This is a genomic window from Ornithinimicrobium sp. (assembly GCF_030537745.1).
Taxonomy (GTDB): domain Bacteria; phylum Actinomycetota; class Actinomycetes; order Actinomycetales; family Dermatophilaceae; genus Ornithinicoccus.
In genome coordinates, this window is record NZ_JAUNVI010000044.1 from 1 (window position 1) to 25464 (window position 25464).

A 25464-nucleotide genomic window follows, 5' to 3' on the forward strand; every position below is an offset into this window, starting at 1 on the left:
GAGGAGAAACCGTACCTGATCAGGAGGGTCTCTGCGAAATCGAAAAGAGGTCGATCTTGCGCTGGGGTACCAGGACTCGAACCTAGACTAACTGTACCAGAAACAGTCGTGCTGCCGATTACACCATACCCCAAGGGGGTATCACTTCTCCGGAAATCCGAAGCAGTGAACCGAGGCGATACCTTACCGTGCCGAGGCCGCGGACCCAAATCCTCCAGCGTCCTGCACGATCAGCGCGCTGACGGCCTCGTGCAGGCCCGGCAAGGGGGCCAGACCATGCTCGGCAGCCGTCGCCAGCTCCGGTGCGCTGACCTCGTAGCCGGGACGTCTCACCCAGCCCGCTCCCATCCCCGCGGCGAGCGCGGCGAGCGGGTCGACATCGAGCTCGTCGCCAATGTGGGCGACCTGCGACGGTGCGAAGCCAAGGGCTTGTGCTGCGTGCTCGAAGACGGCTGGTGCGGGCTTGCCGACCCCCAAGGTGTCCTTGGTGATCACCGGGATCTCCCGCTCTCGGACGAGCTCAGCCAGGCCGCAGCGCTGGAGCTTGACCCAGGTATAGTCCGCCGAAGCATTGGTCAAAAAGGCGAGCGGCAGCCCGCTCTCACGGCATCGCTGCAGCGTGGGCAGCACGTCGTCGAAGACGACGAGGACCGCGCCGAAGACCTCGTCGAAGACACCCTTCCACCGAGCGACATCGCTCTCGGAGCAGGACGCACCCATCCAGTCGGCCACTTCCCGCACCCTGTGACGGCGCATCGAGTCCAGGTCGAGCTCACCCCGAGTGAAGGCTCGGAAGTGGCCCTGTGGGTCGCAGTGGTAGCGGCGACCGGCCGCCTTCGCCAGGCCAGGGCCGGAGTGTGGCCACAGCGACAGCGCCGCCGCGGCACCCGCCTCCCGCATTGCCTCGCGCGTGCTGAGCAGCGTGTCGTCGATGTCGAGGAGGAGCCCACGCAGCCCCTCCGGGGGCGCCACGACGGCGCGACGGGCGGTCACTGCCACCGGCACGTCAGAGCTGCGCACGCAGCCGGCCCAGGCGGTCCAGGGTCTCGTGCTTGCCGAGGATCGCCATCGACTCAAAGAGCGGCGGACTGATGCGCTGTCCGGAGACCGCGGTGCGGAGCGGACCGAAGGCAAAGCGAGGCTTAAGCTCCATCCCCTCGATCAGCGCCGACCGCAGCGCCTCCTCGATGCGTTCGTGCGTCCACTCCACTCCCCCTCCCAGCGGCAGGGGCAGGGCGCCGGAGATCGGCTCGAGCGCAGCGATGGCGGCATCCAGGATCGTGCCCGCGTCGTCCTTGAGCTGGGCCCTCGCATCGTCGGCGATCTCCAGCTCTGCTCCGCGGACATAGAAGGGGCGCACCATTGGCACCGCTTCGGAGAGCACCTGGATGCGCGTCTGGATGAGGTCGGCGACGTCCTTGAGCCGCGCGAGCTCACCCATGTCGGACTGGGGCCCGAGGACGCCTGCCTCGCGAAGGGCCGGCAGCAGCCGGGAGGTGAACTCCGACAACGGGAGGCGACGGATGTGATCGCCGTTGATCGACTCTGCCTTCTTCTGGTCCCAGTGAGCGGGGCTGGGGTTGACGTCACGCACGTCGAAGGCCTCGACGAGGTGTTCCGGGTCGAAAATGTCGCGGTCGGGGCCGATCGACCAGCCCAGCAGCGCCAGGTAGTTGATCATCCCCTCCCGGACAAACCCGCGTGAGCGGTGCAGGAAGAGGTCGGACTGCGGGTCACGCTTGGACAGCTTCTTGTTGCCCTCGCCCAGGACGAGGGGAAGGTGCGCGAAGGTGGGGACGCGCTCAGCGACCCCCAGCTCGATGAGCGCGCGGTAGAGCGCGATCTGTCGGGGCGTCGAGGAGAGCAGGTCCTCGCCGCGAATGACGTGGCTGATCTTCATCATGGCGTCGTCGACCGGGTTGACCAGCGTGTAGAGCGGCTGGCCGCTGCCGCGGACGATGACGTAGTCCGCCACCGAACCGGCCCGGAAGGTGACCTCACCTCGCACCAGATCGGTGAAGGTGATGTCCTCGTCTGGCATCCGCAGGCGCAGCACGGGTTGGCGGCCCTCCGCGCGGAAGGCCTCCCGCTCGGTGTCGGTCAGGGTGCGGTCATAGTTGTCATAACCGAGCTTGATGCCCCGCCCCGCCGCGCGGTGCCGGTCCTCGACCTCCTGCGGCGTGGAGAACGACTCATAGGCCAGCCCCTTCTCCAGCAGCCTCCGCGCCACCTCGACGTGGGTGTCGCGCCGCAGGCTCTGCCGGTAGGGCCCGTAGTCGCCGCCGACCCCCGGACCCTCGTCGTAGTCGAGACCGAGCCAGTCAAGGGCGTCGATGAGCTGCTCGACGGACTCCTCCGAGTCCCGCTCCGCGTCGGTGTCCTCGATCCGGAAGATCATCTTTCCGCCGTGGTGGCGGGCGAACGCCCAGTTGAACAGCGCCGTCCGGGCCATCCCGACGTGCGGGGTGCCGGTCGGGCTCGGCGCGAAGCGCACCCGGACATCGGCGCCGGTCACCTCGTCGTGCTCGGTCTGGGATGAGGAGGCGGGGTGTGTCGTCATGGTGGGTACAAGACTACTGGCCAGGTATGACGTGCCACGGCGCCGCGGACAGCACCGGCGTTCAGCGCCCGAGCATCGCGGTGGTCACCGACTCCTGCAGCCAGGAGAGAAAGTCGTAGTAGGCCATCTTCTGGGCGGTGGCAGGATCCAGCGTTTCCTCACCCATCAGGGCGGCCTCGAGCAACTCGTGCAGACGCTCTGAGTCCTCGTCGGTGCGCAGGCCGAGCCGCTCCCCCAGGATCAGGCGCGCGTCGGTGAGACCGATCGCCAGGGCTCGCGCCTGGTCCAGGTCGATCTCTACCTTGGGCGCGATGGCGTCTTGCAGGGCCGCGATCGCGGTGCTCAGGGTCGCCGCCTTGCGTGAGCGCAGCCCGTGCTCGGTCAGACGCCGAAACTCCGCCGCCTGCTCGGGGTCGTCCCGGGAGGCCGAGGGCAGCAGTCGCGCCAGGGCCGGATCGCTGGGCTCTTCCGGGTCGACCTCGTCCCCGAGGCCGGCGACCAGATCCAGGAACGGATCCCCGGTGTCCTCCCGTTCGGGCGCCACGAAGTCGCGGGTGAGGCGCAGGATGTGGACCACCAGGGCGATCTCCTCGGCGTCCATGGTGGCGACGAGCCGGCCCTTACGCCGCCGGAAGGACGTCGCCATACCTCAGTCGTCCTTCTGGAAGGTCGCCCACAGGCCATAACCGTGCATCGCCTCAGTGTCCGCCTCGCACTTCTCGCGGGTGCCGGTCGAGACGACCGCGCGACCCAGCGTGTGCACGTCCATCATCAACGCCTCCGCCTTGGCGCGTCGATAGCCGAAATGGTTCTGGAGCACCCAGGTGACATAGGACATCAGGTTGACAGGGTCGTTCCACACCAGGGTGACCCACGGGGTGTCCGCCTCGGGGCGGTCCAGGACCGCCACGTCGCCCTGCTGCTCGGGCGTGGTCGAGGGCGGGGGCAGGGACGACGTCGACGAGTGGATCAGCACGGCTCCACTCTAGGGTGAGCATCGTGAACCAGAGCAGCGCTCTTCTGACGGACCACTACGAGTTGACGATGGTCCAGGCCGCGCTGGCCAGCGGCCACGCCGAGCGTCCCTGTGTCTTCGAGGCGTTCGCGCGCCGGCTGCCCGCTGGACGTCGGTATGGGGTGCTCGCGGGCACCGGGCGCGCGCTCGAGGCACTGAAGGACTTTCGGTTCGGTGCCGAGGAGATCGCCTTCCTGCGCGAGCGCGAGGTGGTCGACGAGAGCACGGTGGACTGGCTCGCCGACTACCGGTTCACCGGCGATATCTGGGGGTATGCCGAGGGCGAGATCTACTTCCCAGGGTCACCGCTGATGGTGGTCGAGTCCACCTTCGCGCAGGGCGTGGTGCTGGAGACCCTGTTTCTCTCGATCCTTAACCACGACTCTGCGGTCGCCTCGGCAGCGTCCCGGATGACGGCGGCGGCCGACGGCCGTCCCTGCATCGAGATGGGCTCGCGGCGGACCCACGAAGGGGCTGCGGTCGCCTCCGCCCGCGCCGCCTACCTCGCCGGCTTCGGGTCGACGTCCAACCTGGAGGCCGGGCGCCGGTTCGACATACCCACCATGGGCACGGCCGCACACTCCTACACCCTGCTGCACGAGGATGAGCGCGAGACCTTCGCCAACCAGCTGGCAAGTTTGGGGCTGGAGACGACCCTGCTGGTGGACACCTACGACGTGAAGGGTGCCGTGGAGCTCGCGGTCGAGCTGGCCGGGCCGGAGCTGGGCGCGGTGCGGCTCGACTCCGGGGACCTGGTCTCCCAGGCGCACGAGGTGCGGGCGCAGCTGGACTCGCTCGGCGCCACCGGGACCAGGATCGTGGTCACCTCCGACCTGGACGAGTACGCGATCGCCGCCCTCCAGGCCGCGCCGGTGGATGCCTACGGCGTGGGCACCCGCGTGGTCACCGGCTCAGGGCATCCCGCGGCCGGGATGGTCTACAAACTGGTCAGCCGGGCCAATGACGACGGCACCATGGAGGGGGTGGCCAAGGCAAGCAAGGACAAACTGTCGGTCGGTGGCCGCAAGTATGCGCTGCGCCGGCGCAACTCCGACGGAGTGGCCGAGGCCGAGCTCATCGGCATCAACGTCCAGCCAGCGGGTGACGGCGACGATCGATCACTCCTGGTGCCGCTGGTGGAGCGGGGTTCGGTGGTCGCGCCCACCGATGTCCGCTCAGCGCGCGAGCACCACGCCACGGCACGGGCCGAGCTGCCGCTGCGGGCTCTGCGGCTCTCCTCTGGCGAGCCCGCGATCCCGACGACCTACCTCGACGACTGGAGCTGAGCCGCCAACTGGCGCTGCGCCGCCGACGCCCTACCCTGGTCGGCATGGGCACTGCACTGATCGTCGTCGACGTCCAGAACGACTTCTGCGAGGGCGGCAACCTCGCCGTCGAGGGTGGCGCTGCCGTGGCTGAGGGCATCAGCCGGCACCTGGCCGAGCACAGGTCGGAGTATGCCGCGGTGGTGGCTACCGCGGATTGGCACATCGACCCGGGCAGCCACTGGTCGGAGGCCCCTGACTACCGCGACTCCTGGCCGGTGCACTGCGAGGCCGGGACCATCGGCGCGGAGTTCCACGTCAACCTGGCTGGCGCGCTCGACCACGTGCAAGCCGTCTTTCGCAAGGGTGAGTACGACGCGGCCTACAGCGGTTTCGAGGGGAAAGCGCAGGTGGATCCGCGGGGCGAGACCACGGTGGAGCCGGCGGGCGGGGACGCCGAGGGCTCGCGGATCGGCCTGGCGCAGTGGCTGCACGACCGTGGCATCACCAGCGTCGCGGTGTGCGGCATCGCCACCGACCACTGTGTGCGCGCGACCGCGCTGGATGCCGCTGCCGCCGGCTTTGCTACCGCGGTTCTGATCGACCTGTGCGCTGGCGTCTCCCCGCAGTCGACGCAGGGCGCGCTCCAGGAGTTGTCCGAGCAGGGCGTCACCCTGAGCTGACGCTGCTGCCCTCGCTCAGCACAGCGCCGGGACGCTGAGAACCGCGGTGTAGACCGCCACCATGATGATCATGGTCGCGAAGGCCAGAGTGAGCTGACGTGGCTTGACGCGGCCGGCGACTCCGGCTCCGACCAGGCTGCCGCCGACGGCTGCAGCGATGAAGACCCCCAGGAGCGACCAGTCGAGGTCGGCGGCAGCGCCGGCACCGCCGAGCCGGGCAGCCAGCGCGGTGGCGCTGTTGACGGCGATGACGAGCAGGGAGGTGCCCACCGCGACCGGCATGGGATAGCGCAGGGCCAGCACGAGTGCGGGCACCAGCACAAAGCCCCCGCCGACCCCGAAGAAGCCGGTCAGCAGCCCGACGATGGAGGCGGCGACGACGATCTTGGCCAGTCGGGGACAGTCGCAGCGGAACGGGGCGAGGGTCAGCACGGGATCGGCCACCCCTTCCGCGGCACCTTCGGCAGTCCGCGAGCGACCGCGACGTGCTGACGTCCCGGTCCTCAGGGCTCCCCTGAACATCAGAGCGGCCACCAGGACCATCAGGGTGGCGAACGCGACCATGAGCACGTCCGGGTCGACACCCGCCGAAAGCCTCGAGCCTGCCCAGGACCCGGCCGTGCCCAGGACACCGAAGGCGAGTCCCTGCCCGAAGCGCACCCGCCCACGACGGGCGTGCGGGAGGAGCGCGATCAGGGAGGTTGTGCCGACGATGATCAGGGAGCTGGTGATCGCCCCAGCCGGCTCAAGACCCAGCAGGTAGACCAGGGCGGGGACGGTCAGCAAGGACCCGCCCCCGCCCAGGGCGCCCAGGGCCACGCCGATGAGGAGGCCGAGTGCAGCTGCGAGGACGAGCACCGCTCAGCTCGCTTCGTCGCCGCGCCGGATCAGGACCTGCCAAACAGCCGGCTGAAGAAGCTGCCGCGGGAGTCAGCGGCAGCCTGCCTCTCTGCGTCGCTGTGGCGACCGGGGCAACGGTTGGCGCGCGGGACCCCGGCCATGACCTGGTCGACGTGCTGGCCGCAGCCGGCCCAGGTGGTCTTGCCGCAGATCTTGCAGTTCACAGCTCGGCACATGCGTGGTTTCTCCTTGAGGTGAGGTGAGGGGCAGGCGTGAGGGGCAAGGGTGAGGTCGAACCGAAGGCGACTCAGAGCACCCGGCCAGGGGGTGATGGGCAAGAAAATCGACCGGGCGCTCGATCAGCCCGACGAATCGGGCCTCACGCTCAGGCGGACGCGCCGGTAAGAGGCAGCCCGGCCTCCGCGGCCCGTTCGAAGTTGTCATCGACGGACACGACGTGGCGCCCGGCGGCGGCCAGGACGGAGGCCGCGATGGAGGAGCGGTACCCACCAGCGCAGTGGACCCAGACCTCGCCCGTAGGCACGTCGTCGACACGATCCAGGATCTCGTGGATCGGGATGTTCACGGCGCCCTCGATGTGGCCCTCGTCGAATTCCTGGGCTCGTCGGACGTCCAGGACGGCGACCTTCCGGTGGTGACGGACCTGGGCGAGTTCGGCGAATTCTGCTCGTTGGAAGCTGCCGAGGGTCTCGTCGGTCCACTCCTGGGGGCTGCCCGTCGCGGCGCCCTCCAGTCGGTCGATCCCGATGCGCACGAGCTCGCGCTGGGCCTCGGCGACCTGCTCCGGCGTATCGCCCAGCAGGGTCAGCGGTGCACCCCACGGGATCAGCCAGCCGACGTAGGTGGCGAACTGGCCGTCGATGCCGAAATTGAAGGTGCCGGTGACGTGGCCCGAGGCGAAAGCCGTGCGGTTGCGCAGGTCGACTACCCATTCCCCTGTCTGGATCCGCTGCGCCAAGATCGACTTGTCGGCCAGCTCGGGGGCGCTCAGGTCGGCGCGCTCCGGCCCGGCGCTGTTGCCCGGGCTCATGTGCACGTAGTAGGCGGGGTAGGCGTCCAGCCCGGCGAGAGTCTGCTCCACCCAGGCCTGCTCCTCCATCGAGTAGGCAGGATTTTGCTGCATCTCCTGGGCGATCGTCGAAGCGGTCGCGCCCTCGCTCGACCCGGCGGAGCAGAAGGACCCGAATCCGTGGGTCGGCAGGACGTGGGTGTGGCCCGGCAGCTCGTCCGCTAGTCGGTGCGCGGAGGCGTACTGGTGGTGGACCAGCTCCTGGGTGTGCTCGGGTCCCATCAGGTCGGGGCGTCCGGTCGACCCGAAGAGGAGCGACCCACCGGTGAAGACGCCGACGGGTTCCGCACCGGAGCTCAGGGCGTAGGACAGGTGGGTGAGGGTGTGCCCGGGGGTGGCGATCACCCGCAGGCTCATGGCAGGTGACACCTCGACGACGTCTCCGTCGCGCACCCCCACCCGCTCGAAGGACACCGGGTCCTGCGCGTTGACGTGATAGGCGGCCCCGAGCAACTGAGCCAGGGCCAGACCACCGGTGAGGTAGTCGTTGTGGATGTGCGTCTCAAAGACGTGCGTGATGCGCACCTTGGCAGCCTCGGCCACTTCCAGCACCCGGTCGATGTCCCGCTGCGGGTCGATGACCAGCGCGACCTGACCGTCGTGGACCACGTAGCTGCGGTCGCCCAGGGTGGGCGTGTCGAGGACTTCGATGGTGAGCGCGCCGGTCCCCCCCAGGGGCTGCGAGGTGGTTTCCGCTGCAGACATGTAGGCACTTCCTTCTCGATGAACGGTCTGTCATACCCCAGGGGGTATCTAGGCACAGTGTAGCAACCCTGCACCTATACCCCCCACCGTATACACTCAGGCTCATGCTCACTCTCAATCCCGACGACATGACCAGCGTCATCAACCGCCTCAAGAGGGCGCAAGGCCAGCTCGGCGGCGTCATCCGTCTGATCGAGGAAGGGCGCGACTGCCACGACGTCGTCACCCAGCTCGCGGCGGCGAGCCGCGCCATCGACCGAGCAGGCTTCGCCATCGTCGCCACCGGCCTGCGCCAGTGCCTGGACAACCCTAGTGAGACGACGGCTGCCGACCAGGCGGCGATGGAGAAGCTCTTCCTCACCCTCGCTTGAGGCGGGGCCGCGGTGGCGGTGCTCACCGCCACCGCTCAGCTGGTCGAGAACACCTCGCTGGCACCCGGCAGCTCGCCGTCCTTGGTCGCCAGACCGCGGCCCCACGAACCGGCATACTGCCCGTCGTCAACGGCCCGACCAGCTTCGCCGAGCTCGAGCGGGCGGAAGGTGTCCACCATGACGGCGGTCTCGTCGAAGTACTCCACCCCGATCGACTTCTCCGTCGCTCCCGGCTGCGGCCCGTGGGCGTGACCGCCGGGGTGCACCGAGATCGAGCCTTTGGCGATGCCCGACCCCTTGCGGGCCTCGTAGTCACCGTCCACATAGAACATGATCTCGTCCGAGTCGACGTTGGAGTGGAAATAGGGCACCGGGATCGAGAGCGGGTGATAGTCGACCTTGCGTGGCACGAAGTTGCAGACCACGAAGTTGCCGCCCTCAAAGACCTGGTGCGCGGGCGGCGGCTGGTGGACCCGGCCGGTGATCGGCTCGAAGTCAGAGATGTTGAGCACATAGGGATAGAGGCAGCCGTCCCAGCCGACCACGTCGAAGGGGTGGTAGGGGTAGGTGTAGATCGTCCCGACGAGACCACCGGTCGAGTTCTCTCCGCTGCCCCGGTGCTTGATGTGCACCTCGGTGCGCGCGTCCCGGTCCAGCTGGAGGTCCTCGGCCAGGAGCGGTCCGTCCGGCAGGCGCAGGTCGCGCTCGCAGTAGGGCGAGTGCTCGAGCAGCTGGCCAAACCTGGACAGATAACGACTCGGCGGGCCGATGTGACTGTTGCCCTCGATGCAGTAAGCCCGCAGCGGCTCGACATACCCCGCCTCCCCCTCGACACGCGGGATCCAGCGGTGCGTGGTCGCTCGCGGGATGATGACGTAGTCACCCTCCCCGACCTCAAAGGCGCCGAAGATCGTCTCCACCCTGGCACCGCCGCGTTCGATGTAGACGCACTCGTCGCCGATCGCGTTGCGGTAGTAAGGGCTTGGGGTGTCTGCGACGACGTACAGCAGGCGGACATCGCCGTTGCCGAGCACCAGACGGCGGCCGGTGACCACGTCCACGCCCTTGCGCAGGGCGCCCTCCCCGCCCTCCTCGTCCAGAAAGAGCTCGTGCAGCTTGAGGTGGCGAGGTAGCAGCGGATGGTTGGGCACGGTTGACATATCGCCAAGGTCCCAGACCCGCGCGTCGGCGATCGCCGCAGGGATGTTGCGGTGGTAGAGCAGGCTGGAGTCGGAAGCGAACCCCTCCTCCCCCATCAGCTCCTCGTAGTAGAGGTTGCCCTCCGGGTCCCGGTGCTGCGTGTGTCGCTTGGGCGGGATGTGCCCAACGCTGCGGTAGTGCGCCATGGTGGCTCCTCTGCTCGATGGTTGCGGGAGGTGCATCCCAGGGCCCCGGACCAACCTGGGTCGGCCCGCGTGTCGGCTCTGTCGACGTCCGATATCCGGACGACAGTGTCCTCTCACTGTCACCATGCAGTACTGTGCCGAGCATGTCAACGACGCCAGCGCCGCGCTCGCTGCTGACCCGGCTCGTCGACGACGCCGCGCTCTTCCCGCCGGCCAGCACCCCGGTCCCGCAGGCCTGGTCTGGCCATCTAGCGCTCCGCGCCGGGAAGTATGGCGACCTGCTCGGTCCGCTGCTCATCGGCACCTCCGCCGCGGCGACCCTGGCCGTTTCCGCGCAGGATGCGCCGCCGGTCGGGGACCTGGAGACCGGCACCGGGCATGGCCCGGAGCCCATCGACGTGGGAGTGATTGCTAGGGCGGGCACGGACATCGTCGACTTGATCGCGGCCGTCGAAGTGCTCCGAGCGTGCCCGCACACCCGCGTGGTGTCGGTCGAGGCTGCTTTCGATGCTGAAGGCCAGTGGAGGCGCGCGCTGGACCTCGCTGTCCCTGTTGCCGTCGAGGTCGTCCGCGACGCGCAGGCGCAGTCGGAAGCGCTGGACGAGGTGGCCGCCGCCGCTGATCAAGGCAACACGGTCCTGGCCAAGCTGCGCACCCAGTCCACCGCGACCGCCCCGGTGCCCAGCGCCAGGGAGTTGGCGCAGTTCCTGCTCGCCGTGCGCGAGCGCAACTTGCCCTTCAAGCTCACCGGGGGCCTGCACCATGCAGTAGCCAGGACCGTCCAGCTGCCCGAGGGCGGCACCGAGGACCAGCATGGCGTCCTGAACCTGCTCCTGGCCACCCATCACCTTCAGGGTGGAGCCGGGCTGCCCAAGCTGCAGGCCGATCTGGAAACCCGCGACGCTGCCGCGCTCGCTGCCGTTGCTCTCAACCTCCCGGAGGAGGCCATCTCCCACCTCCGAGCCCGGTTCGTCTCCTTCGGCTGCTGCGGCGTCACCGAGCCCCTAGAGGAGATGACCGAGCTCGGCCTGATCACCCGCCCGCCCCGCGAAGGAGCATGATGACGCCCACCCAGCCACTCAACGACGCGCCGTTGGACCTGCCCGACGACCACCCCTACGGCCGGCACCACCTGCCCTACGGCGCGATCAAGGTGGGCCAGGAGGTGCACCTCGCGGTGCGGATCGGCGACCATGCCCTCGATCTGGCTACCGCAGCGGCCGACACCCCGTGGGCCGTTGCCCTCTCAGAACCGCAGCTCAACAGCTTCCTCGAGCTCGGCCCTCAGGCGTGGTCTGGCCTGCGAGGCTGGCTGCAGGACGCGTTGGGCAACCCGGCACGGTGGGGCGAGCTCGAGCCGCACCTGCACGCCGTCGAAGGGCTCACTCTGCGCCTGCCGCTGCATGTCGCGGACTATGTCGACTTCTACGCCAGCGAGGTCCACGCCAGCAACGTCGGGGCGATCTTCCGTCCCGACGGCAACGCGTTGACCCCCAACTGGAAGCACCTGCCGATCGGCTATCACGGCCGCAGTTCCACCATCGTGATCAGCGGCACCGACATCGTCCGCCCCGTGGGCCAACGCAAGGCCAAGAGCGATCCGCAGCCGGTCTTCGGACCAAGCATCAAACTCGATATCGAGGCCGAGCTCGGCTTCGTCGTGGGCGGATCGACCCCCCTGGGGAGCCGGGTCTCCGTGGACGAGGCCGTGGACCATCTGTTCGGGGTGGCGCTCTTCAACGATTGGTCAGCGCGCGACATCCAGGCCTGGGAGTACGTCCCCCTCGGTCCGTTCCTCGGCAAGAGCTTCGCGTCCTCGCTCGGTGCGTGGATCACCCCGATGGCGGCGCTCGTCGATGCGCGGGTGCCGCTGCCGGCCCAGGACCCCGAGCCCCTGCCCTATCTGCAAGGCTCGACCGGGGCGATGTTCGGGCTCGACCTGACGATGGAAGTGCGGCTCAACGGCACCGTGATCTCCCGCCCGCCCTACGCCGGGCTCTACTGGTCGCCGACGCAGATGATCGCCCACCTGACGGTCAACGGCGCCAGTCTGAGCAGTGGAGACCTATTTGCCTCCGGCACGACGTCCGGGCCAGAGCCCGACCAGCGCGGCAGCCTGCTGGAGCTGGCCTGGGACGGCACCGAGCCGCTCACCCTCGACGACGGGTCGACCCGCAGCTTTCTCGAAGATGGCGACACTGTGACGATCACCGCGACCGCGCCCGGACCCGGTGGGGTCACGATCGCGTTGGCCGAGGTCAGCGGGACGATCCGCCCGGCGCTGTCATCGCCGCAGGGTGCGGTCAGCGCTGGTTCCTGACCACATTGGTCTTGGCAACCTTGTCGTGGATGGCCTGGCGTTTGTCATCCCACAGTGGCCAGAGCACGTTGATCAGGTTGAAGAAGCCGAGGAAACCTAGCGCTGTCGACAGACTGGCCAGCAGGCCGACGCCCTGGTAGATAAGGGCGCGGATGGCCGATGCTCCCCAACCGAGGTTGCCCGGTTGGTCGCGCAGGCGGATGCGCAGGCCGGTCGCCAGCTTGCCGAGGCTGCCGCCCAAGAGGGTCACCGTGACGATCTCGTAGACGATCCCGATGACCCCGACCGTAAGGCCCCACGAACGCTGTTGCGCTGCTAGCTCTGCCGGCATGGCCGCCATCGGGTCGGGGGTGCTCATCGCCCAGTCCATGAGGTTGCCCCAGAAGCCCGGGACGACGACGTTGGCGATCAGCCCACCGACGACCGCCAGCAGGAGGCCGTCGATGACGCGAGCCCCGACCCGGTGCCACCACATGGCCAGTGGCTGGCCGTCCGGGGTCATATCCCGAGCACGTCGCTGCGGGGCGTAGCCTCCCGGCATCGGCTGCTGCCACTGCTGGCCCTGGAAGGGCGCCTGCGCACCCTGGCCGTAGCCCTGCTGGCCATGCCCCTGAGGCCCGTAGCCCTGTTGTCCGTAGCCCTGCTGATCGACCTGCTGATTGCCCTGGCCGTGCTCACCGGGCCGCACTTGCCCATAACCCTGACCCGCAGTCGGGCCCGCAGCCTGCTGCCATCCGGTCTGAGGCGGGTGGCCCGCCTGGTCCAGATCGGGCTTCCGCTTGGGACTGGTGTGGTTAGTCCACACCACTCCGTCCCAGTAGCGGAGGTCATCTGCGTTCTCCGGGTCGTCGTACCACCCTGCTTGCTGACTCATGCCCCTACCTTCGCACGCAGCCGGGCGCCACCACGATGAGGGAGCCTCACCAGTTGGTGAGCTCCCTCATCGAGCGGCCTTCCTGAACGCGGACGGTCAGAAGTTGCCGCGCTTGGCCTGCTCCCGCTCGATTGCCTCGAACAACGCCTTGAAGTTGCCCTTGCCGAAGCCGAGAGATCCGTGACGTTCGATCACCTCGAAGAACACCGTCGGACGGTCTTGCACCGGCGCGGTGAAGATCTGAAGCAGATAGCCGTCCTCGTCGCGGTCGACCAGGATGCCACGCTTCTGCAGCTCCTCGATCGGGACCCGGACCTCACCGATGCGCTCCCGCAGCTCGGGGTCCAGGTAGTAGGAATCCGGCGTCGCCAAAAACTCAATGCCGTTGGCGCGCATCGTGTCGACAGTGCGCAGGATGTCTCCGGTGGCGACTGCGAGGTGCTGAGCACCGGGACCGTCGTAGAACTCGAGGTATTCATCGATTTGGCTCTTGCGCTTGCCCAGAGCCGGCTCGTTGAGCGGGAACTTGACCCGATGGTTGCCATTGGCAACGACCTTGGACATGAGGGCCGAGTAGTCAGTGGCGATGTCGTCACCGATGAACTCGGCCATGTTCACGAAGCCCATGACCTTGTTGTAGAACTCGACCCACTCGTCCATCTTGCCGAGCTCGACATTGCCGACGATGTGGTCCAGCGCCTGAAACAACCGCTTGGGCTCGCCTTCACGCCGGACGTAGTCAGAGCTGCGCTCGACATAGCCAGGCAGGTAGGGGCCGTTGTAGTCACGGCGCTCGACGAGCGAGTGGCGCGTCTCCCCATACGCCGCGATGGCCGCGACGCGGACGGTCCCGAACTCATCGGTCATGTCCTCCGGCTCCTGCAGGATCGTGGCACCCACTGAGCGGGCGTGCTCCACGCAGCGGTCCACGTCGGGCACCTCCAGAGAGATGTCGATGACGCCGTCGCCGTGGCGGCGGACGTGGTCGTGCAGCGTGCTCTCCGGGTCGACGCCACCCTTGATGATGAACTTGATCGAGCCGGACTTGAGCACGAAAGCCTTGTGGTCGCGGTTGCCGGTCTCGGGGCCGGAGTAGCCCACCAGTTCCATCCCGAAGGCAGACTGGTAATAGTGCGTGGTCTGGGTCGCGTTACCTACCGCGAAGACGATCGCATCCCACCCGGTGACAGGGAAGACGTCCTTGGTCTGGTCGTAGGGCACCAGGCCTACGAGCTGCTTGAGCTGGTCGAACTCGAGGTCGGCCTCGCGCTCTTGGTCGGTGAGCTGGACAACGGTGTCAGTCATGTTCCTCAGAGTGCCGCGATGCACCAGCGAGTGCAACCAAAGCTTTTCCGAGTGCACACCCTGTGCAGTTTGACCTGCACTCACAGAATGATGATAGACACTCTGCCCATGTCTATCGATGAGCTGGACGCCAAATTGTTGACCCTGCTGGAGCATGATCCGGGCATCGGGGTCCTCGGCGCCTCTCGCGAGCTCGGTGTCGCGCGTGGGACGGTGCAGAGCCGGATGGACAAGTTGGTGGCCAAGGGTGTGATCCGCAGCTTCGCCCCGCAGCTCGATCCGGTCGGCCTGGGCTATCCGGTGGTCGCTTTTTCCACCCTAGAGATCCGCCAGGGCACCGGGGGCGGACCGGTCGTGGACCATATCGGAGGCATTCCGCAGGTCCTGGAAGCGCACACCATCACCGGCTCCGGAGATCTGATGATCCGGGTCGTCGCCCGAGACAACGCCGACCTGCAACGCGTCATCGACGAGGTCGTCGTGCACCCCATGGTCGAGCGCTCCTCCACGGTGATCTGCTTGTCGACGCGCATCCCCTACCGCACGCTGCCGCTGGTCAGCACCGCCGGCGGATGAGCTGCGGGCGTGCCTAGGCGTTGGTCACGGCTTGGCTCACGGCGCGCGCGGCCTCGAGCACAGCGAGGCCCACCGTGTCGGCATCGAAGACCGTCGTGGAGACCACCCCCACGGACGCCTCTAGCCCCGGCACACCCGTGACCGGGGCGGCCAGGCCGTGCGCACCCTGCTGCAGCTCGCTGGTGGTGACGACGGGACCCTCAGTCCCCCGACGCGCTCCCAGGATCGCCCGCCCGGCGGCACCCAGAGTCAGCGGGTGCCTCGACCCGACACGGTAGGAGATGTGGAAATCGGTCCAGCTGGGCTCGACCACCACGAGCGCGAGCGCGTGCTCCCCCTCGGCGACCGTGAGGTGCGCGGTGGCACCGACCTGGTCGGCGAGCGCCCGGAGCACCGGTCTGGCCGCCTCGATCAGCATCGGCCGCACAGCCAGCTGCAGCCTGGCCACCCCCACCCCGAGCCGGACCCGGCCGTCGCTGCTCCGGGTCACAAAGTCGTGGGACTCCAAGGTGGCCACCAGTCGATAGATGACGGCCCGCGCCACCCCGAGCTCGACCGCCAGCTCGGTGACCGTCAGTCCTCGGACCTGCCCCGGAGAGCCGATGGCCAGCAAGACCTGCAGGCCACGGTCGAGAGTCTGTGACGTCTCGGGAACGCTCCTCATCCTGGCAGCGTAGCCGGGCCCGTCCCCCCGACTGGCGAGCTCACGGCAGGTGGGTAGCACTGCCGGTGTGCGCTGATCGGTGGGTCAGCTCAGTGGCGACCGACGAACCAGTTGCGGATCCGATCAATCCGCGCCTGCACCTGATCAGCCGAGGCGGTGGTCAGGTCCGGTCCCCCGCAGCTGCGGCGCAGTTCTGCGTGCACCACCGCGTGCGGCTGGCCCTTCTTCTGGGCATAGGCGGACACCAGCTTGTTGAGCTCCTTGCGGTGGTCTGCGAGCGCCCGGTGGGCGGACACGGCCTCGGCGCGCTGACGCCCCCCGCCACGGGAAACCTGCTTCTTCTGGCGGTCGCGCAGCACGGTCGCCACTTGGTCAGGCTCTAGCAGGCCCGGCAGGCCGAGGAACTCCTCCTCGTCCTGAGACCCAGGCAGCCCACCCAGCCCGAACTGCTCCGCGTCGAAGAGCACATGATCAAACTCCGCGTCTGACTGCAACGCCTCGAACGACCCCCCCAACTCGTCGCTGGCTCGCTCCTGAGCGTTGGCGGCGGCCAGCAGGCCGTCCTCCTCGGACCAGAGCTGATCCTCCCCGTCGACCGCTGCCTTCTTGGTGAGCGCATGGTCACGCTCGACCTCCATCGACCCGGCGTGGGCCAAGACGATCGGCACATTAGGCAGGAAGATGGACGCGGTCTCTCCACGCCGGCGAGCACGCACAAATCTCCCGATCGCCTGCGCGAAGAACAGGGGCGTCGAGGTCGAGGTCGCATAGACGCCCACGCACAGGCGAGGCACGTCCACGCCCTCGGACACCATCCGCACAGCGACCATCCACCGCGACGTCCCGTTGGCGAATTCCTCGATCCTGCCGGACGCGCCAGCGTCGTCGGACAGCACGACGGTGGGCTGGACACCGGTGATCGCTGCCAGCGTGCGGGCGTAGGCGCGGGCACTGCTCTGGTCAGTCGCGATCACCAGACCTCCAGCGTCCTCGACCCCCCGCCGCACCTCGGACAGCCGCTTGTCGGCCGCCGCAAGCACGGACGGCACCCAGTCGCCGGTGGGGTCCAGCGCAGTCCGCCAGGCCTGCTTGGTGACGTCTTGGGTCACCGGCTCCCCGAGACGTGCCTCGATCTCGTCGCCGACGCGGGTCCGCCACCGCATGGTCCCGCCATAACTGAGGAAAAGCACCGGCCGGACGACCCCGTCGCGCAGCGCCTCTGCATACCCGTAGGCGTAGTCGGAACGCGACCGCAGGATGCCCTCCTGGTCCATCTCGTAGCGCACGAAAGGAATCGCCGCAGTGTCCGAACGGAACGGGGTGCCGGTGAGAGCGAGGCGGCGGGTGGCCGGCTCGAACGCCTCTCTGATCGCTTCCCCCCAGGAGCGCGCGTCGCCCCCGTGGTGCACCTCGTCAAGGATGACGAGCGTGCGTGCGGCCTCGGTGCGGGCCCGGTGCAGCAGCGGCTTGCTCGCGACGCCGGCGTAGGTGATCGCCACACCGTCGAAGTCAACGCCCTGGCGGCCCGCAGCGTTGACGAAGCGAGGGTCGATGCGGATCCCGACCTTGGCGGCCGCTTCAGCCCACTGGACCTTCAGGTGCTCGGTCGGCGCGACGATCGTGATGCGGTTGACCTCTCCTCGGTCGAGGAGCTCAGTCGCGACGCGGAGGGCGAAAGTTGTCTTTCCGGCACCCGGTGTGGCCACCGCGAGGAAGTCGCGCGGCCGCTCGGCCAGATAGCGCTCGAGGGCTTCGGCTTGCCACGCACGCAGTTTCTGCGCCGTCCCCCAAGCCGCTCGTTCCGGGTAGGCAGGTGGCAGTTGGGAGGCGGCAGAGATCGACATGACCGGTCCAGTGTAGGTACTCCTGGGAGGCGACTCACCCGGCGCACCGGCGCTCCAGATGCAGCTCGTGGACGTGGTAAAGGGTCCCGGCGTGCAGCAGCAGCACACGCGCCCAACATCGTGCTGCCCTCTCGCGGCTCGAGGGCACCGGCCTTGCGCGTCCTCCTACAATGGCGTCATGACCGCTCGCATGTCCGACCAGCCCCTGGATGCCCCTACTGGTCCCTCCGACCCGTCTACCCGTACCGCCCTCCTGGAGCGGACGGACACCGGTGTCGAGCACGACCTGTCCGAGCCTGGTGACCACGAACGGTTCTCGCACTATGTGCGCAAGGAGAAGATCCTGGAGAGCGCCGTGAGCGGGTCACCGGTGATCGCGCTGTGCGGCAAGGTCTGGGTCCCCGGCCGGGACCCCCAGAAGTTCCCCGTGTGCCCCATGTGCAAGGAGATCTTCGAGGGTCTGCGTGCGCCGCAGGACGGCGGCGGCAAGGGTGGCGGCTCGGACGGCTGACCCGTATGAGGTCTTCGGGGGTTCTTATCCCGCCACGAACGGAGGCGCAGTGGTCAGTTGAGCTCTGGGTTGTCGGTGTAGGTGGTCACGAGCGACAGGCTGGACCGCTGCCGCAGCAGCACCTCACGCCACAGGTCGTCGGTGTCGTCATGGAAGGGGTCTCGCGGCTCGCGTGGCACGACATACCAGGCGCCGTGCCGGATCTCACTGTCGAGCTGGCCGGCCCCCCAGCCGGAGTAGCCGACGAAGATCCGAAACGCACCCAGCTCGGGGACCACCAGGGGCGCGGGAGCGTCAAGGTCCACCAGGCCGAGGCCGCCGAAGAGCAGCTGGGTCCCCAGCGGGGCGTCACCCGGCTCGTGGCCCGGGACGCTGACCAGGCCCATCGCGGTGTCCGAGCCCACCGGGCCGCCGCGAAAGAGCACTCCGGGGGCGGTGACGAACTCCTGCCACTGCGGAAGCACCGCGTCTACCTGCGCTTCCATCGGGTCGTTCAACACCACCCCGTGCGCACCGTCCGCGTCGTGGTGGAGGACGAGGATGACCGCCCGCTCGAAGGCGTCGCCGGTCAGCGGCGTCGCGACCAGCAGGTCACCGGTCACCGTCGCGCTCATCGTCCAGCCCAATCGGGGGTCATCGCTCCATCATGGCCGACCCTGTCGCCGGGCGCGATGGATGACGGTCGCCGTGCCGACTCCCAGGGCGATGCCCACGAGGTCGGCCAGCAGGTCGAGCGGGTCGGCCATCCGGGTCGGCGCCACCCACCCCTGCAGGGGCTCGCTGAGAAACGCGTGCACGGTCATCAGCGTCACCAGCCAACGCGCGCGCAGCAGCCAGGCGAGCGCTGCGGGCACGCCGAACCCCGCGACGTGGCTGAGTTTGTCGAAGCCGACCACCCCCTGCGGACCAGGCGCACTCGCGGCATACAGCCCGACCACCTGCACGACGAGGGACACGATCAGCGCCACCCAGCCGAGCAGGACCCCCACGTCAACGCCGTGAGGGTCCTGCTCGGGTCGCACGCCTAGCGGCCCGTCACCGTGGACTGGCGACGGATCGGAGGGTGAGGTCAGGAGCGGGACTCCTGCCTCGCCCGGGCGGTCTCCTCGACAGCCTTGGCGACCGCCTTGGTCACTTCCGGGTTAAAGACGCTGGGGATGATGTAACTGGGGTTGAGCTCGTCCGGAGCCACCACGTCGGCAAGCGCACTGGCCGCGGCCATCAGCAGGTCGTCGTCAATGTGCTCACTTCGCGCGTCGAGCAGGCCGCGGAAGACACCTGGGAAGACCAACACATTGTTGATCTGGTTGGCGAAGTCACTGCGGCCGGTGGCGACGACGGTGGCGTGCTGGCTGGCTTCGGTCGGGTCGACCTCGGGCACCGGGTTGGCCATCGCGAAGACGATCGCGTCGGTATTCATCGTGGCGATGTCATCGCCGGTGAGAATGTTGCCGGCAGAGACGCCGATGAAGACGTCGGCGCCAGCGAGGGCCTCCCGGAGGGTGCCCGTCTCCAGGCCCTGGTTGGTCTGGCTGGCGATCCAAGCCAGGTTGCCGTTGCTCCCGCTGGCCACGTCGGCCCGTCGGGCGTGGATGACGCCGTGGACATCGGCCACTACCAGGTTGCGTGCCCCCGCGCGCAGCAGCAGCCGGATGATCGCCGAGCCGGCCGCGCCGGCGCCGGACATGACGATCTTGACGTCGGCCATCTCCTTGCCGACCACGCGCAAGGCATTGGTGAGCGCGGCCAGCGCCACGATCGCCGTGCCGTGCTGGTCGTCGTGGAAGACGGGGATGTCGAGCTCTTCGCGAAGGCGCGCCTCGATGTAGAAACAGCGAGGAGCCGAGATGTCCTCCAAGTTGATGCCGGCAAAACCCGGTGAGAGCGCTTTGACGATGCGCACGATCTCGTCGGCGTCATGGGCATCCAGGCAGATCGGGAAGGCGTCGATGTCGGCAAACCGCTTGAACAGTGCGGCCTTGCCTTCCATGACCGGCAGCGCTGCCAGCGGCCCGATGTCCCCCAGGCCAAGCACCGCACTCCCGTCGGTAACGACCGCCACCGTGTTGCGCTTGATCGTCAGGGTGCGCGCGTCTTCGGGGTTGTCGGCGATGGCCTGGCAGATCTTGGCCACGCCGGGGGTGTAGACGAGGGAGAGGTCGTCACGGTTGCGGATCGGCAACTTGGACTTGACCTCCAGCTTGCCCCCGAGGTGCGCCAGGAAGGTGCGGTCACTCACGCGACCGATCTCCACCCCGTGCACCTTGCCGATCGCCTCGACGACTTCGGCGGCGTGCTCGGTCCCCCGCGTCGCGATGGTCAGGTCGGCCTGCAGCCGCTCGGTGCCGGACTCGCTGATATCAACGGCGGTGACCATGCCGCCGACGTCCGAGACGGCAGTCGTGATCTCGCTGACGGCGGTGATGCGCGAGGGGAGCTCTAGGCGGATGGTGATCGAGTTGGAGACCGAGGGAACGCTCATAGTTAGCCATTCTCTCGCATTTTCGGAATGCCCGGTGCACCGAAGCGCGTTGTCGGGGGCATGAGCACTGTGAACCTGACCGCCGACAGCTTCGAGAAGGCTGTCTCCGACAATGACATCGTCCTCGTGGACTGGTGGGCCGAGTGGTGCGGACCGTGCAAGATGTTCGCACCGGTCTACGACCAGGCCGCCCAGAAGCACTCGGACGTGGTCTTCGGCAAGGTCGACACCGAGGACCAGCAGGCGCTGGCCGCGGGTGCCGGCATCACCTCGATCCCCACAATCATGGCCTTCAAGGAGGGCGTGCTGGTCTTTCGCCAGCCTGGCGCCCTGCCCGCCCGTGACTTGGACTCGGTGATCACTCAGATCAAGGCCCTGGACATGGACGACGTCCGGGCCAAAATGGCCGAAGAGCAGGACGCCGCAGCCGACGCCTGACCCGCCTGGAGCAACGAATCGAGCCCCGCCACCTGTTCTCAGGGGCGGGGCTTTGCTCAACCGTTCCATTGGCCGTCGGGCCGGCCTGGGAGAAACCCGTCTCATCTCGGCCTTGCACCGGCAACTTGGTTGGAGGAGACTCAAAATTGAGTGCATTTTTGGCTCCATCACGAACGGAGACAGGTGGCTGCACGCTCGGTTTCATGGGACAACGGACCCAAGATCCCCGGAACCGTCTTCCGCCACCTGATCACGGGCGAAGACACCGAAGGGCGGTTCTCCGCGCAATCTGCGGTGCTCGCCCCGCATGAACTCGTCATACCGCACAGCCATCAAAACGAAGATGAGTACACCTTCGTATACCGCGGGCGGATCGGCGGACTGGTTGGCGAGGAAGAGATTGAGGTCGAGGAGGGTGGCATCTTCTTCAAGCCTCGCGGCATTGTGCATGCGCTGTGGAATCCCACGGATAACCCTGTGGTTGTCCTCGAGTTCATCAGCCCGGCCGGCTTCGAGCACTTCTTTGAGGAGATGGGTGCCCTCGACCGCGCCGAGCCGGAGGTGATGCAAGAGATTGCGCGACGATACGGCCAGCAGCCTCGGCCAGACCTGATCAGCGGACTTGAGGAACGCCACGGCGTCCATCTCTAGCCGTGGCGTCCTGCCTTCTCGTGGCGAGCCGGGCCCGACGCTGTCGCGGTCGGGTCCGGCTCGTCAGGTGAGGTCGCGGTGACCCGCCTCCGATCACGGTTGCGGCAGGTACCACCCCGAGCCAGTTCCGGTCAGGTATCCAGTTGCGGTGGCCGACACCCTGGCGGTCTCAGGGCGTCCAAAGCTGTAGACAACGTTGTTGAAGGTGCTGTTGTCTCCGATGTCGAAGGAGATCACGATCGGGTCGTAGTCCACTCCGCGGGTGAGGGGTCCGGTCGAACGGAAGCTCCAGGTCGTGACCATGGACGGGTCCGAGATGGCGGGATCCCCAATGAGCTCCCAAGCGGTGTTACCCAGAACGCCATATTGTCCAGTGGGAACCCAGGAGAAGAACTGGTCCTGAGGAGTCATCGTCATGGTGGCGGTGACCACCGCGGGATCACCCGCTCCAGCACCGGACAGGGACACCGGCACCGTGACGGTCAACACCTCACGAGCATCCTTCTGCGTGATCGGGACGGTCCTCCTCGTGTCGTAGGTCGTGGCGTGGGCAAAAGGACCGATCCACTTGTGCCAGCTCTCGGGGGCCGTCAAGCCTCGAGCAACAGTGCCGAACGGTGACGCCGCGAAGGTGACCGGCCCCACGTTGGCAGCGGTCAGCTGACGCAGCGTGTTGGAGAGTGCGACGCACTGCCCCTGGTTTGTGAAGAGCGTGCCGAAGCTCTTCCAGCCGCTAGTCATGCAGTCCGCCTTGCTCAGCGAGGCGGTTTCCAACCTGAAGAAGGCAACCGATCCGCTATCGGTGCCGTTCCAGATGGCCTTGTTCACGAACTCCAGGGAGTGCGACCCCGGACCCACATAGAAGACGCCGTGGCCGAAGGTCGGGTCGGCCATCGAGACGTCGGCCCGTGCGATGTCTGACAAGTAGAACCGGGTCGGACACGTGCGAAGCTCTAGGGGGACCTCAGAGGTGTCGCCGATGCGCACGCCGTTGTCGAAGACGGTGAACTGATCGCCGTGGCAGTAGGCGTCGGTCACCGTCACCTTCGTCATTTTGGTGCTCTGAAAGAGGTATGGCCCGTCGACTGAGGCGCCACCTACTCCGCCTTCGGTCTTGAACGCCTGCCATCCGGCATCGGAGCTCACGTCCGTTGTCGCGCTTGCCGTCGTTGCGAAGGTGAACACCATGAGCGCAAAGGAGGCGAGCAGTGCTAAGAGTCGGGCCAGCGCGTGCGGGTGGTGAGTTCGTGTGGTGTGCATAAAGTGGTCCTTTCGGGATCAGCGAGCGAACGTGCGAGGAGACTCGGCGATGACACGTCGCTGGATTCGGCGATCGCGCGTTGGTAGAGGTCACCCTGAAGACCTCTGTGATCGTGAGTGCGAGGAACGGACCGGCGGATGGAGAAGTTGCTCAGCGTGCAGGTCCCGTGGCCGTGGCGCAGGTGAGTGTCGTCCGCGACGAGGGTGCATCCAGTCAGTGCGTTGAGCATGCTGTCCCTTTTCGAGTCGGTCAGCGGCGAAGGCGAACCAGGGCGGTCGATCGCCACTAACATCTATTGATGTGTTTTTTAGAATGATCCCCTGAGAGCAACCTGTCAATACCCAGGGCTACGGTTCGGCCGGAGGAGCGGCCGTTCACCGGGATCCTTCGGGTAGTGGTCGAGCACGGACTGTGGGCTACCCGGCCCGTCGACATACGAGATCCGCTCGATCGGCGGCAACGTCGCGATAACGCGGGCGGCCCCTGCAGCCCCGCTCACGCGCGGGTTGACGGAAAGCGGGACTTGCTCGCACCCGGCGAGATTTTGCTACGTTGTGCGGCACGTACGTGACCCAGTGTTGAGCGCGAGTGCAGTGAGGGTCGATGCAGCGTGATGAGCGTCAATCGCCCTGCTCATGGTCCTGCTGGTCACCCTGCGCGGCTACCAGGAAGGACCACGATGACCGCCAACGATCAGGCTCGCAAGCCAGGGCACGCAGAGCGCATGGATGACGACTCCGGCAAGGAGGCCCGCTGGAAGATCGTCGGACCGGGGTTGGTCGTGGCGGCCACCGGGGTGGGCGCCGCAGACATGGTGGCCACGCTGGCCGCTGGCTCACGTTATGGCTACGGCCTGCTGTGGGCGTTGGTCCTCGGCGTCATCCTGAAGATCATTCTGGTGGAGGGCGCGGGGCGGTACACCCTGGCCACCGGCTACACGATCTTTGAGGGCTGGCGCAAGCTGGGGCGGTGGACGACCTGGTACTTCGGGCCGTACATCATCATCTGGGGATTTGTTTACGGCGCCTCGGCAATGAGCTCAACGGCACTGCCCCTGGCGGCGCTCTTCCCGGGGATCCCTCTGAGAGTGTGGGCCGTCCTGATGGGGCTCCTGGGCTTCGTCATGGTGTGGTTCAACCGCTACGCCGTGTTTGAGAAGGTCACCGCTGCCCTGGTCGGCATCATGTTCGTGACGATTGTGTCGCTCGCCGCGATCGCCGTCCCCAACGTCCCGGAGATGGCCACCGGTTTGGTGCCGATCATCCCCGAAGGTGGGCTGCTTTACACCCTGGCCCTGGCTGGTGGCGTCGGGGGCACTATCACCCTGGCCGCCTACGGCTATTGGCTGCGGGAGAAGGGCTGGTATACCCCCAAGTGGATGCGCGTCATGCGCATCGACAACTCCGTGGCCTATGTGCTGACCGGCATTTTCGTGATCTCGATGCTCATCGTCGGCGCCGAGGTGGTGCGCTCCGCCGGTGTGGCGGTGGGCGCCGGCGACAAGGGGCTGCTGGATCTCAACGTGGTCCTTAAGGCGGAGTATGGCGATGTCATCGGGACCATGTTCCTCGTGGGGTTCTGGGCCGCGGCGTTCTCCTCCATCATCGGCGTGTGGAACGGAGTGTCCCTGATGTTCGCTGACTTCTGGGGCAACATGCGTGGGGTTGGCTCAGACCACCCAGACGCTCGGATCGGCGGCAAATACTTCAAGTTCTATCTGATCTGGCTGACCTTCCCACCGATGGCTCTGCTCTTCCTCGACCGACCGATCGGGCTGGTCCTGGCCTATGGAGTACTTGGGTCCCTGTTCATGCCGTTCCTGGCGCTCACTCTGCTCGGCCTGCTTAACGGTCGGTGGATCCCCCGCGAGTGGGCCAACCGCCTGCACACCAACATTGCGCTAGGCATCACGGCGCTGCTGTTCCTCGTGCTCGGGGTCAACCAGTTGTGGAACTCCCTGCAGGACGTCCTTGGCTGAGGCTCAGGCCCTCCGCCATCGGCGTTGCACCGCTTGAGCTGACTCGGTATCTCCGCAGGTCAGCTCGCTCTATTAGCGTTTCCGCCGCCTACACTTGCGTCAGCGGGTCGCCGAATCAGTCGCCGCGGACTTCAACCCTTTGACCGACTCGGTGGCTGCTCTGCATTCGTGCACGAGGCCGTCCCCACGTGCTAGGTAGTGGCCGTAAGCCGGCTCGTCGATGGGCGGGTGGATGAAGCCGAACAGGATCGCCAGCCGGATTCCATGGAGATTCCCGCCGCAACGTCCATCCATCGGCCTCTCAGGACGTTTATGGGCGGATCAGCAACGTCCGACTCTCGGGACGACAGCGAGGAATGCGCTTGCCGCGGCAAGTTGGGTGTGTTCAACCCGTGGCCGGAAGGCTGGAAAATCTGAGGCTTGCGGGCGCGCGGCTTCTTAGGGGGGATTCAGAGGTGGCTACGGACGGCAAGTGTCGTTGCTGGGCTGCTACCTTGTGCCATGACATCGCCCCCGCAGGAGGTTGGCTCTGCAAGTCTGGGAATCAGGACCAGACCAGGGCTGGCGCGTGTGATGGATTGGGTACGACTGGGGGTTGCAGCGTTGATCCTGGCTGCCGTCGCCGCGACGGTCCTCGAGGCCGCGAGCCGCACGTCGATCAACCCGTTCAACCTGTTCGGCTACT

The 25464-nt window shown here is 67.4% G+C and carries 26 protein-coding genes and 1 tRNA gene; 10 read left to right on the top strand and 17 right to left on the bottom strand.

What is annotated here, in order from left to right:
• Positions 1 to 61: 61 nt before the first annotated feature.
• The 5 genes from Q4P07_RS10075 to clpS all read right to left on the bottom strand — a co-directional run bounded on the left by Q4P07_RS10075 (position 62) and on the right by clpS (position 3470).
• Positions 62 to 133 (bottom strand) — tRNA-Gln (locus Q4P07_RS10075).
• Between the two features lie 50 nt (positions 134 to 183).
• On the bottom strand, positions 184 to 993 hold the full coding sequence (locus Q4P07_RS10080; protein WP_303374784.1) for an HAD family hydrolase: 810 nt from the start codon (positions 991 to 993) through the stop codon (positions 184 to 186).
• Between the two features lie 13 nt (positions 994 to 1006).
• Entirely contained in the window at positions 1007 to 2560 is a 1554-nt protein-coding gene (gene gltX / locus Q4P07_RS10085; RefSeq protein ID WP_303374785.1) for a glutamate--tRNA ligase, read from the bottom strand.
• 61 nt (positions 2561 to 2621) lie between these two features.
• The gene (locus tag Q4P07_RS10090) at positions 2622 to 3206 is read right to left on the bottom strand and encodes a DUF2017 family protein (protein WP_303374786.1); all 585 of its coding nucleotides are present in this window, start codon (positions 3204 to 3206) and stop codon (positions 2622 to 2624) included.
• Between the two features lie 3 nt (positions 3207 to 3209).
• Positions 3210 to 3470 (bottom strand): ATP-dependent Clp protease adapter ClpS, encoded by a 261-nt coding sequence (gene clpS / locus Q4P07_RS10095; RefSeq protein WP_303374808.1) that lies wholly within the window; start codon positions 3468 to 3470, stop codon positions 3210 to 3212.
• An 89-nt stretch (positions 3471 to 3559) separates the two neighbouring features.
• Here clpS and Q4P07_RS10100 point away from each other — a divergent pair, with 89 nt between their 5' ends.
• Together Q4P07_RS10100 and Q4P07_RS10105 are read left to right on the top strand one after the other, a co-directional pair.
• Positions 3560 to 4861: a nicotinate phosphoribosyltransferase gene (locus Q4P07_RS10100; protein WP_303374787.1), complete on the top strand. Its 1302-nt coding sequence runs from the start codon at positions 3560 to 3562 to the stop codon at positions 4859 to 4861.
• 44 nt (positions 4862 to 4905) lie between these two features.
• Positions 4906 to 5523 (top strand): isochorismatase family protein, encoded by a 618-nt coding sequence (locus tag Q4P07_RS10105; RefSeq protein WP_303374788.1) that lies wholly within the window; start codon positions 4906 to 4908, stop codon positions 5521 to 5523.
• Between the two features lie 15 nt (positions 5524 to 5538).
• On the opposite strand, the gene Q4P07_RS10110 is transcribed toward Q4P07_RS10105, so the two are convergent.
• The 3 genes from Q4P07_RS10110 to Q4P07_RS10120 all read right to left on the bottom strand — a co-directional run bounded on the left by Q4P07_RS10110 (position 5539) and on the right by Q4P07_RS10120 (position 8158).
• Positions 5539 to 6381, bottom strand: coding sequence for a sulfite exporter TauE/SafE family protein (locus tag Q4P07_RS10110; RefSeq protein WP_303374789.1), 843 nt, complete (start codon positions 6379 to 6381; stop codon positions 5539 to 5541).
• 29 nt (positions 6382 to 6410) lie between these two features.
• A complete protein-coding gene (locus Q4P07_RS10115) occupies positions 6411 to 6599 on the bottom strand; it encodes a hypothetical protein (RefSeq protein ID WP_303374790.1) in 189 nt (62 codons plus the stop codon).
• Positions 6600 to 6748: 149 nt separating this feature from the next.
• A complete protein-coding gene (locus Q4P07_RS10120; protein ID WP_303374791.1) occupies positions 6749 to 8158 on the bottom strand; it encodes a rhodanese-like domain-containing protein in 1410 nt (469 codons plus the stop codon).
• A 104-nt stretch (positions 8159 to 8262) separates the two neighbouring features.
• Between Q4P07_RS10120 and Q4P07_RS10125 the strand changes: the two genes are divergently transcribed.
• Positions 8263 to 8529 (top strand): metal-sensitive transcriptional regulator, encoded by a 267-nt coding sequence (locus Q4P07_RS10125; RefSeq protein ID WP_303374792.1) that lies wholly within the window; start codon positions 8263 to 8265, stop codon positions 8527 to 8529.
• A gap of 35 nt (positions 8530 to 8564) precedes the next feature.
• Here the strand turns inward: Q4P07_RS10125 and Q4P07_RS10130 are convergent, their stop codons facing one another.
• Positions 8565 to 9875: a homogentisate 1,2-dioxygenase gene (locus tag Q4P07_RS10130; RefSeq protein WP_303374793.1), complete on the bottom strand. Its 1311-nt coding sequence runs from the start codon at positions 9873 to 9875 to the stop codon at positions 8565 to 8567.
• A gap of 143 nt (positions 9876 to 10018) precedes the next feature.
• On the opposite strand from Q4P07_RS10130, the gene Q4P07_RS10135 reads away from it, so the two are divergent.
• A complete protein-coding gene (locus Q4P07_RS10135) occupies positions 10019 to 10936 on the top strand; it encodes a hypothetical protein (protein ID WP_303374794.1) in 918 nt (305 codons plus the stop codon).
• Positions 10936 to 12195 (top strand): fumarylacetoacetase, encoded by a 1260-nt coding sequence (fahA, locus tag Q4P07_RS10140; RefSeq protein WP_303374795.1) that lies wholly within the window; start codon positions 10936 to 10938, stop codon positions 12193 to 12195. The genes Q4P07_RS10135 and fahA overlap by 1 nt, the downstream gene beginning before the upstream one ends.
• On the opposite strand, the gene Q4P07_RS10145 is transcribed toward fahA, so the two are convergent.
• Complete coding sequence (locus tag Q4P07_RS10145; RefSeq protein WP_303374796.1) at positions 12179 to 13069, bottom strand: RDD family protein; 891 nt, start codon at positions 13067 to 13069, stop codon at positions 12179 to 12181. The two genes, fahA and Q4P07_RS10145, sit on opposite strands and share 17 nt — an antisense overlap.
• A gap of 96 nt (positions 13070 to 13165) precedes the next feature.
• The gene (gene hppD / locus Q4P07_RS10150) at positions 13166 to 14374 is read right to left on the bottom strand and encodes a 4-hydroxyphenylpyruvate dioxygenase (RefSeq protein ID WP_303374797.1); all 1209 of its coding nucleotides are present in this window, start codon (positions 14372 to 14374) and stop codon (positions 13166 to 13168) included.
• Positions 14375 to 14482: 108 nt separating this feature from the next.
• Between hppD and Q4P07_RS10155 the strand changes: the two genes are divergently transcribed.
• Positions 14483 to 14950, top strand: a complete 468-nt coding sequence (locus tag Q4P07_RS10155; protein ID WP_303374798.1) for an Lrp/AsnC family transcriptional regulator — start codon at positions 14483 to 14485, stop codon at positions 14948 to 14950.
• Positions 14951 to 14963: 13 nt separating this feature from the next.
• On the opposite strand, the gene Q4P07_RS10160 is transcribed toward Q4P07_RS10155, so the two are convergent.
• Together Q4P07_RS10160 and Q4P07_RS10165 are read right to left on the bottom strand one after the other, a co-directional pair.
• Positions 14964 to 15614, bottom strand: coding sequence for an IclR family transcriptional regulator (locus tag Q4P07_RS10160; RefSeq protein WP_303374799.1), 651 nt, complete (start codon positions 15612 to 15614; stop codon positions 14964 to 14966).
• 89 nt (positions 15615 to 15703) lie between these two features.
• Positions 15704 to 17458, bottom strand: coding sequence for a DEAD/DEAH box helicase (locus tag Q4P07_RS10165; protein WP_303374800.1), 1755 nt, complete (start codon positions 17456 to 17458; stop codon positions 15704 to 15706).
• Between the two features lie 178 nt (positions 17459 to 17636).
• Between Q4P07_RS10165 and Q4P07_RS10170 the strand changes: the two genes are divergently transcribed.
• The gene (locus Q4P07_RS10170; protein WP_303374801.1) at positions 17637 to 17969 is read left to right on the top strand and encodes a DUF3039 domain-containing protein; all 333 of its coding nucleotides are present in this window, start codon (positions 17637 to 17639) and stop codon (positions 17967 to 17969) included.
• 53 nt (positions 17970 to 18022) lie between these two features.
• Here Q4P07_RS10170 and Q4P07_RS10175 read toward each other — a convergent pair whose 3' ends face one another.
• From Q4P07_RS10175 to Q4P07_RS10185, 3 genes are read right to left on the bottom strand one after another with little or no spacing between them, the layout of a single operon-like run.
• A complete protein-coding gene (locus Q4P07_RS10175) occupies positions 18023 to 18583 on the bottom strand; it encodes a YqgE/AlgH family protein (protein ID WP_303374802.1) in 561 nt (186 codons plus the stop codon).
• A 30-nt stretch (positions 18584 to 18613) separates the two neighbouring features.
• A complete protein-coding gene (locus Q4P07_RS10180; protein ID WP_303374803.1) occupies positions 18614 to 18991 on the bottom strand; it encodes a hypothetical protein in 378 nt (125 codons plus the stop codon).
• 47 nt (positions 18992 to 19038) lie between these two features.
• The gene (locus tag Q4P07_RS10185; RefSeq protein ID WP_303374804.1) at positions 19039 to 20451 is read right to left on the bottom strand and encodes an NAD-dependent malic enzyme; all 1413 of its coding nucleotides are present in this window, start codon (positions 20449 to 20451) and stop codon (positions 19039 to 19041) included.
• A gap of 60 nt (positions 20452 to 20511) precedes the next feature.
• Here Q4P07_RS10185 and trxA point away from each other — a divergent pair, with 60 nt between their 5' ends.
• Both trxA and Q4P07_RS10195 read left to right on the top strand, forming a co-directional pair.
• Entirely contained in the window at positions 20512 to 20889 is a 378-nt protein-coding gene (trxA, locus tag Q4P07_RS10190; protein WP_303374805.1) for a thioredoxin, read from the top strand.
• A gap of 183 nt (positions 20890 to 21072) precedes the next feature.
• Positions 21073 to 21540, top strand: a complete 468-nt coding sequence (locus Q4P07_RS10195; protein WP_303374806.1) for a cupin domain-containing protein — start codon at positions 21073 to 21075, stop codon at positions 21538 to 21540.
• A gap of 93 nt (positions 21541 to 21633) precedes the next feature.
• On the opposite strand, the gene Q4P07_RS10200 is transcribed toward Q4P07_RS10195, so the two are convergent.
• Positions 21634 to 22800 (bottom strand): hypothetical protein, encoded by a 1167-nt coding sequence (locus Q4P07_RS10200; RefSeq protein WP_303374807.1) that lies wholly within the window; start codon positions 22798 to 22800, stop codon positions 21634 to 21636.
• A gap of 725 nt (positions 22801 to 23525) precedes the next feature.
• On the opposite strand from Q4P07_RS10200, the gene Q4P07_RS10205 reads away from it, so the two are divergent.
• On the top strand, positions 23526 to 24779 hold the full coding sequence (locus Q4P07_RS10205; RefSeq protein WP_303374809.1) for an Nramp family divalent metal transporter: 1254 nt from the start codon (positions 23526 to 23528) through the stop codon (positions 24777 to 24779).
• The last annotated feature ends 685 nt before the right edge of the window (positions 24780 to 25464 follow it).